The 14,134-nt window shown below is 37.0% G+C and carries 13 protein-coding genes; 2 read left to right on the top strand and 11 right to left on the bottom strand.

Features of this window, described 5'->3' with window-relative positions:
• Positions 1–92: 92 nt before the first annotated feature.
• From KGF86_RS11550 to KGF86_RS11595, 10 genes are all read right to left on the bottom strand, one after another.
• Positions 93–1,097 (bottom strand): sensor histidine kinase, encoded by a 1,005-nt coding sequence (locus KGF86_RS11550; RefSeq protein ID WP_211741951.1) that lies wholly within the window; start codon positions 1,095–1,097, stop codon positions 93–95.
• Positions 1,090–1,788 (bottom strand): response regulator transcription factor, encoded by a 699-nt coding sequence (locus tag KGF86_RS11555; RefSeq protein ID WP_186870872.1) that lies wholly within the window; start codon positions 1,786–1,788, stop codon positions 1,090–1,092. The genes KGF86_RS11550 and KGF86_RS11555 overlap by 8 nt, the downstream gene beginning before the upstream one ends.
• A gap of 223 nt (positions 1,789–2,011) precedes the next feature.
• A complete protein-coding gene (locus KGF86_RS11560; protein ID WP_186870787.1) occupies positions 2,012–2,422 on the bottom strand; it encodes a DUF3021 domain-containing protein in 411 nt (136 codons plus the stop codon).
• Entirely contained in the window at positions 2,403–2,873 is a 471-nt protein-coding gene (locus KGF86_RS11565) for a LytTR family DNA-binding domain-containing protein (protein WP_186870786.1), read from the bottom strand. The genes KGF86_RS11560 and KGF86_RS11565 overlap by 20 nt, the downstream gene beginning before the upstream one ends.
• Positions 2,874–2,895: 22 nt before the next feature.
• Positions 2,896–3,642, bottom strand: a complete 747-nt coding sequence (locus tag KGF86_RS11570) for an ABC transporter permease (RefSeq protein ID WP_186870785.1) — start codon at positions 3,640–3,642, stop codon at positions 2,896–2,898.
• A 24-nt stretch (positions 3,643–3,666) separates the two neighbouring features.
• The gene (locus KGF86_RS11575) at positions 3,667–4,548 is read right to left on the bottom strand and encodes an ABC transporter ATP-binding protein (protein ID WP_211742036.1); all 882 of its coding nucleotides are present in this window, start codon (positions 4,546–4,548) and stop codon (positions 3,667–3,669) included.
• Positions 4,549–4,780: 232 nt separating this feature from the next.
• On the bottom strand, positions 4,781–5,974 hold the full coding sequence (locus KGF86_RS11580; protein WP_211741952.1) for a DUF4085 family protein: 1,194 nt from the start codon (positions 5,972–5,974) through the stop codon (positions 4,781–4,783).
• 172 nt (positions 5,975–6,146) lie between these two features.
• Positions 6,147–8,339, bottom strand: coding sequence for an RNA degradosome polyphosphate kinase (locus KGF86_RS11585; protein ID WP_211741953.1), 2,193 nt, complete (start codon positions 8,337–8,339; stop codon positions 6,147–6,149).
• 114 nt (positions 8,340–8,453) lie between these two features.
• Positions 8,454–9,980: a Ppx/GppA family phosphatase gene (locus KGF86_RS11590; RefSeq protein ID WP_186870782.1), complete on the bottom strand. Its 1,527-nt coding sequence runs from the start codon at positions 9,978–9,980 to the stop codon at positions 8,454–8,456.
• A 163-nt stretch (positions 9,981–10,143) separates the two neighbouring features.
• Entirely contained in the window at positions 10,144–11,808 is a 1,665-nt protein-coding gene (locus KGF86_RS11595; protein ID WP_211741954.1) for a ribonuclease J, read from the bottom strand.
• 195 nt (positions 11,809–12,003) lie between these two features.
• Between KGF86_RS11595 and KGF86_RS11600 the strand changes: the two genes are divergently transcribed.
• Both KGF86_RS11600 and KGF86_RS11605 read left to right on the top strand, forming a co-directional pair.
• On the top strand, positions 12,004–12,387 hold the full coding sequence (locus tag KGF86_RS11600) for a MarR family winged helix-turn-helix transcriptional regulator (protein ID WP_211741955.1): 384 nt from the start codon (positions 12,004–12,006) through the stop codon (positions 12,385–12,387).
• Positions 12,388–12,398: 11 nt separating this feature from the next.
• Entirely contained in the window at positions 12,399–13,598 is a 1,200-nt protein-coding gene (locus KGF86_RS11605) for an MFS transporter (protein WP_186870779.1), read from the top strand.
• Between the two features lie 116 nt (positions 13,599–13,714).
• Here KGF86_RS11605 and KGF86_RS11610 read toward each other — a convergent pair whose 3' ends face one another.
• Complete coding sequence (locus KGF86_RS11610) at positions 13,715–14,110, bottom strand: VOC family protein (protein ID WP_186870778.1); 396 nt, start codon at positions 14,108–14,110, stop codon at positions 13,715–13,717.
• Between the last annotated feature and the right edge of the window lie 24 nt (positions 14,111–14,134).

Genomic DNA, 14,134 nt, shown 5'->3' on the forward strand with positions numbered 1-14,134 from the left:
TCAATCCTTTCTTTATAGGATTATCATAATAAAAAATTCTAGTATATTCCTTCGAATCATCTAACAAAATAGCAAAGCATGTGACATTGTTGTCACATGCTTGTTATTTTAATAAAATCATTCTTTCTTGGAAAGGTTAATTGAAACAATGTTCCTTGCCCATATTCGGATTGTACATGAATATGTATCTTAAGGGGCATAGCTACTTTTTTCGTTAAGTATAGGCCCATTCCAGTTGCATTCTGGTCCTTATGGTCACGTGTAGAGGTAAAGCCTTTTTCGAAAATACGAGGAATGTCTCTAGCTTCAATTCCACGACCTTCGTCTTGGATTTCTACTACTGTTCTTCCATGTTGTTCATAGCTACGTACCATAATATCCGAATTCTTACTATACTTTACTGCATTGGTTAAAATCTGACGTAATATAAAAGGAAGCCACTTGGCATCGGATAATACTTCTGTGACATCTAATTCTACTTCAAAGCCAACGCCTTTTTGAAAACACCACGATTTTAATGATTGAATTTCTTGAATGACTAGTTTCTCTAAATCTAATTGCTCTATATAAAGATCGTTCTCCATGGATGCGATACGACGCTTGTGCAATTGTTGATCCAATAATAGATGAATTCGAAGCCATTCATACATCAGCTGTTCCCTTAAGGCCCTATCTTCCATTCTTTCTATCATTAATTTCATCGTTGTTAAGGGGGTTTTCACTTCATGAATCCAAGTTAGTAATTCATCCTTTTCCTGTTCAACATCTATAGTTAGCTGGTTCAAATCCTGCTTGGAAGTGTCTACCTGCTGTTTGATAGCTTTTTCTACAATCTGTTCTAAGGGTGTACTTCCTTCCCCTATCATTTTAATATCAACATTAGGATTCCATTCATTCAGCCGTTTGTAAAATGATACTTCCCTTCCATACTGCATGACAAGAAACAATAGAAAGAGAACAAAGGATAGAAAGACAATATATAGAATAGAACTAACATGAATAGATGTGTCCACATAAGCAATGACAAGGAATAAACCTTGTAACAAGCAAAAGAATAGTATCCAACTTCTTCTCTCAAGTAAGTATTTTTTAATCATCCATTTCGTTCCTATCTTTAGCCATATATCCTTGCCCTACCTTTGTTTCTATATATTGTCCCATCGCTATTTCTTCTAATCTCTTCCGTAATCGATTAACATTAACTGTTAACGTATTATCACTCACAAATCGTTCATCATCCCATAATTGCCTTATAAGTTCATCCCTACTCACAATTTGATTCATATTTTCTAACAAAATTTTTAAAATATATATCTCATTTTTCGTCAATTCAACCTCACCATGGTTATTTTGGATGGAGCCCTTTATGTAATCAACCGTTGCACCGTTCCATACTTTTAGTTGGGTCTGTTGCTCCATGCTATAATTGTATACCCGTCTTAATACTGCCTGGATTTTTGCAATTAATACATCAAAGTGAAACGGCTTTTGTACAAAGTCATCCGCTCCCAGCTGCATGGACATAATCATATCGGTGGGGTGATCTCGAGATGATAGAAAAATAATAGGGACCTTCGAGTGAGAACGGATCATTCGACACCAATGGAACCCATCAAACTTTGGTAATTGAATATCAATAATGACTAAATCAGGCTTTATCTCGCTGTAATCACGCATGACGTCATTAAAATCCTGGATACCATATACATCATAGGACCACTGTACTAGACGTTCTTTGATTTCTTTAAACAATGTAACATCATCTTCAATTAGTAAGATTTTAAACAACATGACCACCATTTCTACTTATTTATTACCGTTATTTTATATCAAAACGAGATACTGTGCTATTAATAGTATCGGTTAGCGGTAGTTATGTAACTACCTTAAGAAACAGTTTCACCAAATAGTAAAAAAACTCAACGTATAGAAACTTCCTACAGTTGAGTTTTTTTACTTTCATATCCATCAAAACTATAATGCGAAAAAGCAGACCATCCATGGTATACTTTTACATTTTTTTCTTCAAATTTGCATTCATCGATTTTTCAACTTTTTTGAAATACAGGTAGTATCCAGTCCAATTCAACGTATAAATACCTATGAATATGAAAGAGGTCAATAGAATTGGAAATAAACGTAACGGAACCCAGCCAGCAGACAACGCAATGATTAAATATACAATAATCGAAACCGTAAAATGTACGATGGTTTGTATTAACATGCTCCAACCATTGTCACTAAATATCAGGGAGGACAATCCGAAATAGATTCCAAGCACGAAAGTACAAAGCATATAGAGCCATATTTGCGATACGGAGGTATTAGTGTCTGTAAAATTAACAATGGTTATGGCAATAAACGTAATAATACCACCAAAGGCGATTCCATAAATACTTCTCCTAATCCCTTCCATTATCATCTGATTTCCCTCCCATATTTAATCTATTCTTGATTGGTAGTACATACTTTCTCGTAATATACTCCTTATTTCCGGATTCAAAATACACACAGAGATTCCCATTAAAGGATAATTCAAACCGCTCAATTTGATTTAGGTTGCCGATAACGGATTTAGAAAAACGCATAAAGTTATAGGAAGCTAAATTCTCTTCTATTTCATAAAGCTTCATCCTAATTTCAACATGCTTCTTTCCAAGACAAGCAAAGACCTTTCTTTTTTCGGCATATACAAAATCAATTGCTTTTGGATCTAGTAATACGGTTTGGTCCGCTTCTATCCCAAACAACCGCCTACCATTTTTCCCCTTTATGAGAGCCACAATTTCCTCCAATTCCTCCGACCATTCATTTGTCTGTATCGTGATGGACGGCTCAGTATGCTTATCATCAATATCAATGTTGACCTTCAACCTTAACATCCCCCTGCATGGATTACCCCTTTGCCCGTTTTAATACTATTGGGAAACATAAAATCGCTATAACAAATCCAACTATCCCAACTCCAACTAAGATTAATGACGCCTGAATAAATTCCCCTGTTTGTAGTGTACCAGTCATTGCATCTTGAAATGCTTGATGAGCCCAATATTGTGGTAAGAAACGACTTAGTATTTGTAAGAAGTCTGGCATCATACCCACTGGTACCCATAACCCTCCAAGTAATGCTCCACCTAATGCAATAACCTGTGTCAGGGCAATCCCCATATTATTAGTCTTCACCACTACAGCAAGTAAAAGTCCTAGTCCTGTCACCATGAAGGTTAAAGCAATAGCCAATATGCTTAATTGTACTGGTTGCTCCAGTGGAACATCATATACTAGTTTTCCGAACAATAGTAAAATTGCTATCTGTATACTCACAATATACATGTATGGTATCCATTTGCCTAGTAAATACAAGTATGGTGATAGTGGTGTACTCGAAATCCTTGCTATCATTCCCATATTTCGATCTTTGATAAATGATTCCGTCATGGAAATCATAATAAAAAATACAAACATCACGGTATATCCCGGAACAATAGAAATAATCACTTGCTTACTTTCCACTTCTTCTGTTCCCGAAGTAAATACCGAAATAAATAGTACAGTAAATACTATCGGCAATATCAGCGCCCAGAATAATAGTCCCCTATCCTGAAGATTTTTCTTCATTTCCAACTTAACAACAGCATTCATATCCCTATCCCCTTTCCTCTCCTATTAATCTCTTAACTTTGAGCCTGTTAAGGAAAAAAACACATCCTCCAACCGTGGCTTAACTAATTCCAAACGTTCTAGCTCTGTATTGTTCTTTTTAATAAAAGCAAGGACCTTCTCCATTACAAGTATAGGATTATCCGAACTGACTAAGTATCCATCTTCCTTGCTTTGTACAGAACCATATTTACTAATATCCTCAGGCAAACAATTATTCCCTTTTACATATACAGAAGGGGTTACATGCTTTTTTAATATCGTATCAATGTGATCATTTTCCACTATACGCCCATGATCCATGAATCCTGCTACCTCACATACGTTCTCGATTTCTTCCATATAGTGGCTAGCATAAATGATGGTACTACCAGCTTCTTTCATCCGTTCTATCATTTGAAAAATGTATCTACGCGATTGAGGGTCAACACCTACAGTTGGCTCATCCATAATAATTAAATTTGGCTTATGCATGATTCCACAACCAATATTTAGACGTCGTTTCATTCCTCCAGAGAAAGACTGCACCTTATCCTTCCCTCGCTCTTTTAGTCCAATCTCCGTTAAAACTTCATTTGTACGTTTTTTTAACGTTTTGCCTTTTAAACCATAGAGCTCTCCAAAGAAATATAAATTATCTCGAGCGGATAGTGTCTCTTCAAGAGCAATATCTTGTGGTACATACCCTACACGAATCTTTTCATTCGTAAATTGAACCGTTCCTTTATAATCTTGAATAACGGAAGCAATAATTTTCATTAATGTGGATTTCCCAGCTCCGTTTGGCCCGACTAACCCGTAGCAAATTCCTTTAGGTATATCCAAGGTAACATTTGATAATGCAGTTTTCTTCCCATAATACTTCTCTACATTGTTCACCATTAACAATGTAAACACCTTCCTTTCCTTCTTTGATTCATTATGGCAAACAATAAGTTTGAAAAGAGTACTATTGGAACAACATGTAGATTTTGGTGATTGACATTGGAGAAAAATAAACATAAAAAACTCACAGCCTAGTTAATTTAACAGCGCCGTGAGTTCTCATTACTATGCTATTGATTTAATTCCTGACCATTTTACCCCTGTAAACTGGAATTCTCCTGCCTTTACTCTGCTTCTAGTTATCTAATAAATCTTGATATAACGCCGTAACAGCCTCAGTTAAAATACCTTCATTATAAAAATGATTTACATAGACTTCGATCATCATTTCGTTTTCATCTGTCATCTTCACTTTAGCTAACACATGATTGATCAGATCCCGTAATGCTTCTGGATTAGCATACATCGTATTCCAGGCTTGTACTTGCCGTTCTATATCGCTACCCAATACAGCTGACTCTATTTCATCAAATGGCAATGGTTCCTCATAACGATGCTGAATTTCTTCATCGTTATCGGTATAAATATACCCTTTTGTAGCTTCATTATCATAGGTATACTGCTTACCTCCAACCGTTACCACTACCTGTTCATTATCTATTTCTATCGCTCCCCCCTCTATCTCAATCCCCTCAGATAGAGAGGTAATGTTACATTCTATGTGAGGTGTGATGAACCAATACGAATGGTCTTGATCCAGCATAGCAATATATTCTAATAGCGTAATCTCTTCTAGCTTTTCTTCCTCACCCAAGTGCCTATATTCCTTTGGACGATAATAGTATTCCGCTTCCATATTCTCCATCGTAATTGTCCACTCTGCTTGTGGGGAATCAAATAATGCACGGAATGCAAACCCTTCACCTCTCTTTTGAAGCTCATAATAAATAAGCCATTGCTCCACCTTTATAGATGTGTCAGACACTTCACTTTTAACTCCTTCAAATACCAGATGAATCAGTGATTTCGTCGAAAAACCACCGTCTGTATTCAAATAAAGATGAATTGTTTCACCTTCTCGTACTATTCGTTCGATTACCGTATCATGCAGACTTTCTTCCAGAACCGCCTGGACAGAATTGGAAAAAGATGTAATAGCCTGCTCGGTATTTTCGGAAGCTGCATCTAATATATCCTCAAATTCCTTATCCGCTTCTTGCATCCATTGTAAATAATCCATTCTTACCGCTTTCGGCAATGTTGGTTGGTTTAAGCTTCCATCTAATACATAAGGAATGAAACGACTAGGAAGAATATCCAGCAATTCTTCCTTTACTTCTTCCAACTCCTCTCTTAAACTAGCAGCGAAATCCTCCCCTTCCTCTTTCGCTTCACGTATTACAATCTCCCACTCATCATCCGATTCATGAATAGGAAGCAAATTACACTTTTCAAATCTTTCCCTTGCCTCTTTAGATACATTCCACATTCGATTTCCCCCTGTCGATGTTAAGCTTTTACTAAACTATACCTTTTAGACCACACTAAGTACAAGTGTGTTACCGAGCTAGTTACTTAAAAAGAAAAGTCAGCTCTCGGTATTCACCAAGAAACTGACTTTAGCATCCTGTCAGGACTAGCAACTGGTCTCATTATCCCAGCTACTTTGATTTATGATACATTTTACTAATTTGCTTAAACGGAAAATAGTTTAAAACATCGAACTTACCTTTGTTTGCTTGTTTAGAGTCCTTTATATGTTCGAAGTTACGTGCATGTTCACATAGCTCCAATTGACTATTAATTTCTGCTTCATCTTCAAGTCGTGCGACATAATAATATTTCCCAGTAGAATCCTGTTCTCTTGCTTTTACATTATCTGCTAACATGAGATACATCCACTCTAAAACCCGTTGTTTTAAATGTTTCTTTAATATAGGGAATAATATCTCAATTCGTTTTTCCATATTTCGTGTCATCATATCTGCTGACGAAGAATAGACCTTCTGTTCCCCATTATGGTGAAAATAATAAATTCGCGTATGTTCCAAAAATGGACCAACAATACTACGAACTTTTATATTTTCACTTACATTGGCAATTCCCGGACGGAGACAACAAATGCCTCTTACAATTAAATCTACCTTAATCCCAGCATTGGATGCTTCATATAATTTTCTAATTAAATCTTTATCCGATAAGGAATTCATCTTTGCCATAATATGCCCATTACCAAATTGCTTATGATAGGCAATCTCTTCATCAATTAATTGAACAAATTTCTCTCGAATATCAAATGGCGACATAACTAAATGATGGTAATCAGGCTTGTCCATATATCCACTTAAGTAATTAAAAAAGTTGGTAGCATCAATACCAATTTCCTCATTTGCCGTAAGAAGTCCAAGATCGGTATACGTTCTTGCTGTTGCATCGTTATAGTTCCCTGTTCCAAGATGAACAAATCGTTCTATTTGGTTTTTCTTCCGACGAACAATTAATGTAATCTTACTATGTGTCTTCAGATGGGTTATCCCATAAATCACGTGACAACCAGCCTTTTCTAATTCTTTTGCCCATTGCACATTATTCTTTTCATCAAATCTAGCCTTTAATTCTACTAAAACCGTAACCTGCTTACCATTCTCCGCAGCCCGTTCTAAGCTTTTAATGATTGGAGAATTTCCACTAACACGGTACAGTGTCTGCTTAATAGCTAATACATCAGGGTCGTCCGCTGCTTGCGAAACAAAATCTACAACCGGCTCAAAAGACTCATAAGGATGATGCAGTAAAAGGTCCTCTTCTAAAATAGCCTCGAACAATTCCTTATCCCCGCGTAAATCTTGGGGAGGCTGCGGAATATACGATGGATCCGTTAAATGCTCATGAGTGGATTTAATCGTCTTATAGAATGCAAAAAGAAATGTTAAATCAAGTGGTGCCTTGACGAAATAGACATCTTTTTTATCAATCTCCAATTCTTCTATAAGATAATCAATAACTTGTTGGTCATAGAAATGATCCTGAACCTCTAGCCGGACTGCTGCTCCACGTTTCCGTTTCTTTAACTCTTCTTCTATTTCCTGTAATAAATCCTCAGCACCATCTTCATGTATCGTCAAATCAGCATTTCTTGTAATTCGAAATGCTGTAACCGACACTACCTGATACCCAACAAATAATTTATGTATAAAATGCGAAATTACTTGTTCCAATAGGACAAAAGATCTTACTCCATTTTGATTGGGCAGTTCAATGTAACGGTCGATGACAGAAGGTACTTGCACAATCGCTAAGCGTTCTGTTTCCATCTTATCCTTCTGCTTATCTACAATGGTGATAGCTAGGTTAAGAGACTTATTTAACAACATCGGAAATGGTCGATAAGCGTCAACCGCCATTGGCGTTAGCACAGGAAAAATATGCTCATTAAACTGTTGTTCTAAAAATTCTATTTCCATTTTCGACAATTCTTCAATGGAAACAAAAGAAATCTGTTCTTTAGCCAATAATGGTGTTAATAACGTTAAATAGGTCTCATCCTGCTCAGAAATTAACCCATGACAAACCTTTGAGATTGCTTCTAGCTGTTCCATGGGAGTTAATCCCGCTTTATTTTCAGGACGATTATAACCAGCCTTCACTTGATCTAGAAGTCCTGCTACACGAACCATAAAGAACTCGTCCAAGTTAGAACTAAAAATAGCCATAAATTTAAGTCTTTCGAGAAGTGCATTCCGATCATCTAACGCTTCTTCTAATACTCGATAATTAAAATTCAACCAACTCAACTCTCGATTATTATAATAGGAAGGATTATCTAGGTTGATCGTTTTTTCTGCAACTTCCATTTCGCACATCTCCTTTTATGACACGTATATCCAAATTATATCAATTGACTACTATCCATTTGTTAATCAATTGTAAAATTTCTGTTAATTATTAGTCAATAAGGAGATGCTTTACTAAAGTTGAAATTCTGTAGTAATGGACACTTTTAATAGCTTTTCTAAATGCTTCTTCTGTTTTTCTACATGATATTCTTCCGGTCGATAGTATCCGTTACAACTAATTTGCAACAGCCATTTACCAGATTGTTCCTGGATGATTTCTACATCCTCTACTGTATTGTTATTGGATATATTTAAACATTGGGCTACTTTCAATATAGCGCCGAGAATACTTAGCTTTGTTTGTTCTTCCTTAGTGAACCAAGCTTTAAAAGGTTGGATATACTTTTGAAAAGTACCTTTGCTTTTAAAGGATGCTACTAATGCTAGTTTAATACGGTCCCGATGAGACAGTCCGAGTAGCGTTCGATGCACTAATAAGTTAAACGTATTACTACTCGTTTCCAACGTTGTTCGATTTCCTAGGTTATAGATGCGTCCACCTAGTGTAAGTAAATGATAATCCTCTTCTGAGAAATGAAGGTCCAATCCTCCTAAGTTCTTTACTGCTTCATAGAAACGGGTGGCTAAAGTAATTAATTGCCGTTCATCCTGTGACCCGATATAAAAATGTTTACGAAACTTCTCTATGCTGGCATCTAACAATGGCAAGTTATGATGGTCATGATCAAGCCACCTTTCATACAGAATTCCATCTCGAAGTCCACGACGGCTTACGATAAATTTCGTAGCGTTAGAAAGATGACAAATCGTATCAAACACTTCAAAGGCTGGTAAAATGGTGTCTGCCCTGTCCTTGGATAATCCATCGGTCTTTTGCAACTCCATATAGGTCAATGGTAGTAATCTTTCTTTCGTCGTTATCAAGTCTTCTATTTCCATCTCATATTGATGCATTTCTTCTAACGGATAATCTGTAAACCGTTGATGAATCTGGCCCGCATTTCTAGCACTTCCTCCTATCGCGATGACTGGAACATTTTTATTCGCAATCCAAGAGAATGCTTGAAATTGTTCCTTAACATATTGTCTTATTGCTTCTATTTCCTGTTCTGTCGGGATATCACCCTGAACAAATTGTAGCTTTAAGGACAATGCCCCAAAAGGAAAACTATGGAAATGGATCAGTTTCTGGTTTTCAAAATAGGTCACCTCTGTACTACCACCGCCAATATCAATGGTAATTCCATTCTGTGTGGGGATAGAATGAATTACTGCTTTATATCCGTAGAAAGCTTCTTCATATTCACTTAATAGCTTGATTGCTATGTGTGTCTTCTTCTCTACAATATCTAGTATTTCATTCTTATTTACTGCTTGCCTAATCGATGCCGTTGCTACACAAGTAAACTCGTTCACCTCATAATGTGCTAATAGCTGATTAAAATCCTCTAACGTAGCGATCAATAGTGCAATTCCATCTCTATTTAAGGAATGATTCTCATCAAAATAATAACGTAGACGAGCTGTAACCTTTATATTTTCTATCTCATCAAAATACTGCCATGAATTTAATCGTTCATAAATGACCAGTCTAATCGTATTTGATCCTATATCAATAATCCCAACACGTTCTGCCAATTTAATTGCTCCCTTCTGTCTGTGGGATAGTTCATCACACACTATATTACCAATTTATTTTATCATTAGTATAATTTCGAAGATTCACTATCCATTCTTACGTTATGATGCTAGAAAAAAGGACCTATCATATCACTTAGATACAACAAGTCCATAGTAAATACTAAATCTCAATTAGAATGGGAACTATCATTGGCTCCTTCTTCGTTCGTTCTTTAATATACTGTGAGATGAGGCGCTTAACCTGTTTCTTTTTCACATTCCAAGAGTATCGGTCTGCTGCATGTAATTCATCTACTGTCTCTTGAATGATACGGATCATTCGTTTTCTTAGTTCGGAGAAATTATTATCGACAAAGCCTCGCGAGATAATTTCAGGCTCGGCAAGCATTTTAGCATTCTCCCTACTCATCGGAAGAATAATCATCAACATCCCGTCCTCTGCTATTTGCTTCCGATCACGTAGGACAAACTCCATATTCCCTACATCAATTCCATCTACATACGTGCTACCAGCTGGGACGGTTCGTGTACTACGAGCTACCGAATTCTGGATATCCACAACATCTCCATTTTTTAAAATAAATGTATTTCCCGGCTCAACCCCTACTGACTCGGCTAGAAGCTGATGGTGATAAAGCATCCGATACTCCCCATGAATCGGGACAAAATACTTCGGCTTCATTAGCGTAATCATGAGCTTAAGATCCTCCTGATACCCATGACCTGACACATGCATCCCAGAACTACTTCCAGACCCGTAAATGACATGTGCCCCTAGCTTATATAGGTTATCCACAATCGTAGAGACATTCTTTTCATTACCAGGGATAGGTCCTGCAGCCAGAATAACCGTATCCTCCGGGTAAATATCGACACCACGAAAATTCCCTGTAGATAGTCGGCTAAGGGCTGCCATTGCTTCCCCCTGGCTTCCGGTACATAGAATTGTCACCATCTCTGGTGGTAAATCATGAATATCACGAGCATCGATTAGCATACCTTTTGGAACATCTAAATAACCTCGCTCCATTGCTACACCGACAACATTAACCATAGACCTACCGAGAAGCGCAAGTTTACGCCTTGTTTTCTTTGAAGCATGGATAACCTGTTGAATTCTACTAACATTCGACGCAAAAGTAGATACAATTACCTTTTGCTTACATTTCATAAAAATACTCTCTAAATTATCTCCAACCATTTGCTCAGAAGGGGTAAACCCTTTGCGCTCTGCATTGGTGCTTTCCGATAATAGTAATAGGACCCCTCTGTTGCCGATTTCAGCCATTCGGTGAAGATCCGAACGCTCATTATTGGCAGGAGTCAAATCAAACTTAAAGTCACCAGTATGTACAATATTTCCTTCTGGTGTACTAAATACAATACCAAGGCAATCTGGGATACTATGATTTACTTTAAAAAAGCTAATACTCATGTCGCCAATTTGTATTTCGGATTCAGAATGGATTTCATGTAATTCACTCTCACGAAGAAAGCGATGTTCTTTTAATTTAATCTCAATAAGACCAAGGGTAAAGCGAGTTGCATATACAGGAACATTTATTTTCTTTAAAAAGTAAGGAATACCACCAATATGATCTTCATGACCGTGTGTAACAATTAATGCACGTACTCTATCTTTATTTTCTATAAGATAGGAAATATCTGGGATAATTAAATCGATACCGAGTAAGCTTTCATCTGGAAATTTATTTCCGCAATCGATAACAACAATATCCTCGCCACATTCTATCGCGTACATATTTTTCCCCACTTCATGCAAGCCGCCAAGGGCAAAGACCGATACGATACCATTTCTATTCATTTATTACCCTCCTGCTATTCAATATGATTTAGTATGCCCGAATGATTGTTTTTTATAGAAAAGCTGCAATCCTTTTATTTTCTCTCTCTATCTACTGTGGTATAATAGTTACCCTAGATAACCGTTATCCATGATAACTATTTTCAAGGAGGGATTACGATTAAAACTTCACAAAAATTTTTTCACCAGCTCATTATGTTATACCGACCGTTTGAAAATCGATTAAATACAGAGCTTAACAAACACCAGCTTCACCGTGCACAGTGGACGATTTTATACTATTTATTTCATCATGGTTCTGCAACGAATGTCGAGATTTCCCAATATCAAGGTGTGGAAAAGCCAACGGTAACAAGGACGATGACCAGCTTAGAAAATTTGGGGTATGTTGAGCATCAGCCAAGCAAAGATAAGCGAGAAAAGCGCATGCAGCTTACTAAGCTGGGCCAAAAGGTATATCAAGAAGTCCGTGTTACGATTGATCAATATGAAGAGGAAGTTTTGACCGGTATATCAGAAGAGGAACAACTAGAAACCATTCGTATTTTACAAGAAATACGTCAAAACATCATGAAGTAAGGGGATTTATTTTGAATCATATAAAAGCAAAATTATGGACCAAAGATTTTATCATTATTTCATTAGCTAACTTTTTTCTGTACTTAGTATTTTATTTACTATTAGTAACGATGGCTGTGTATGTAGTCGAACAGTTCCATGCTTCGGAAAGTCAGGCTGGACTTGCTACAGGTATTTTTATCATTGGAACCTTAATAGGAAGACTATTCATCGGTCGCTTAATTACGACTATTGGGAATAAGCGGATGCTATTTATTGGCTTGCTAGCGTTCATCCTAACTTCCTGTCTATATTTCATCCATTTCGAAATTACTTTTTTAATGATTACGCGATTATTACATGGAATTGCCCTCGGAATGGCAAGTACTGCTACAGGTACTATTGTAGCTGAGATTATACCGAAAGAACGAAAAGGGGAAGGAATTGGTTACTATAGCTTAAGTATTACACTAGCTACAGCTATCGGTCCTTTCATCGGCATATTTATGAGTCAACATGTTAGCTTTCAACTTATATTTAGCTTTTGTTTCGTATTAGGTATTATTAGCATGGCCATCGCTTTCTTCATCCATATACCAGAAGTAAAAGCTTCTCCAACTAAATCTAATTCTAATGGATTAAAGCTTTCTAGCTTTATAGAACCGAAGGCCGTCCCTATCGCGCTTATAATACTTGTCACTTCGTTCTGTTATGCTAGCGTGTTGTCATTCATTAATTTTTACGCAATTGAAATTGATTTAGTGGAAGTCGCTAGTATTTTCTTTGTCGTATACGGAGCAAGTATATTGTCATCACGTCCCTTCACAGGACGACTAATGGATACAAAAGGGGCAAATGCGGTAATGTATCCGACATTTCTTCTTTTTGGCGGAGGATTACTACTATTAAGTGTAACGAATGGAAGTGTAACTTTATTACTTGCGAGTATTCTGATGGGGTTAGGATTTGGGAATATGCAATCCATCACCCAGGCCATTGCTGTAAAAGTCGTTCCATCTAATCGGGTAGCACTAGCAACGTCAACCTACTACATCTTTCTCGATGCTGGTCTTGGATTTGGACCATATATCATCGGATTCATCATTCCATTAACAGGATACCGGCATCTCTATGTCATGATGGGAGTAATTGTTTTAATCACAACGATTCTCTATTATTTCATGCATGGAAAAAAAGAACGCATCAACCGGGAAATAGCTTCTATGACGTAGGAACAACTGTCCTAGTAAGAACATAATCAAGGAGCTCGTACAGAATAAAAGCTCCTTGATTTTTTTAATAAAACAATCTTACTACTTAGATGCTATCTCTTTACCTAATTAACAAGTTATTTCGCATTCTTATCTGGTTGATGAATCCCGAATGTGTTTCCTTCTGTATCTATATAATAACCTTGCCAAGCCATTCCAGGTAGGGCATGCTTTGGCAATGCTACTTTTCCACCATGCTGTACTATTTTTTCTTCTGTCTGGTCGTAATCCTCTACCCCTATTGTACAAGCATAGCCATTCATTGCTTGACCGGGTTCTGGAGATGGACCATTTCGTTTAATTAAGGCACCATTAATCCCCAGCTCGTTATCATCCCCCGTAACAGCCCCGAAATAAGGCATGCCAGCATAATCCGACCAATCCTCAAACTTCCAGCCAAACACCTCACCATAAAAACGCTTAGCACGCTCCATTTCATCGACATGAATTTCAAAATGAATTAATCTCCCCATCTTATCCCTCCTATTTTTTTGAAA

Source organism: Ornithinibacillus massiliensis (assembly GCF_018310345.1).
Classification (GTDB): Bacteria; Bacillota; Bacilli; order Bacillales; family Amphibacillaceae; genus Ornithinibacillus; species Ornithinibacillus massiliensis.

Bases quoted from the DNA above. Each gene is read 5' to 3' on its own strand.
- KGF86_RS11610 (WP_186870778.1), bottom strand. From the start codon at position 14,110: ATGGGGAGATTAATTCATTTTGAAATTCATGTCGATGAAATGGAGCGT.
- KGF86_RS11560 (WP_186870787.1), bottom strand. From the start codon at position 2,422: ATGATAATGGAAGGGATTAGGAGAAGTATTTATGGAATCGCCTTTGGT.
- KGF86_RS11585 (WP_211741953.1), bottom strand. From the start codon at position 8,339: ATGGAAGTTGCAGAAAAAACGATCAACCTAGATAATCCTTCCTATTAT.
- KGF86_RS11570 (WP_186870785.1), bottom strand. From the start codon at position 3,642: ATGAATGCTGTTGTTAAGTTGGAAATGAAGAAAAATCTTCAGGATAGG.
- KGF86_RS11595 (WP_211741954.1), bottom strand. From the start codon at position 11,808: ATGAATAGAAATGGTATCGTATCGGTCTTTGCCCTTGGCGGCTTGCAT.
- KGF86_RS11580 (WP_211741952.1), bottom strand. From the start codon at position 5,974: ATGTGGAATGTATCTAAAGAGGCAAGGGAAAGATTTGAAAAGTGTAAT.
- KGF86_RS11550 (WP_211741951.1), bottom strand. From the start codon at position 1,097: ATGATTAAAAAATACTTACTTGAGAGAAGAAGTTGGATACTATTCTTT.
- KGF86_RS11600 (WP_211741955.1), top strand. From the start codon at position 12,004: ATGTTATACCGACCGTTTGAAAATCGATTAAATACAGAGCTTAACAAA.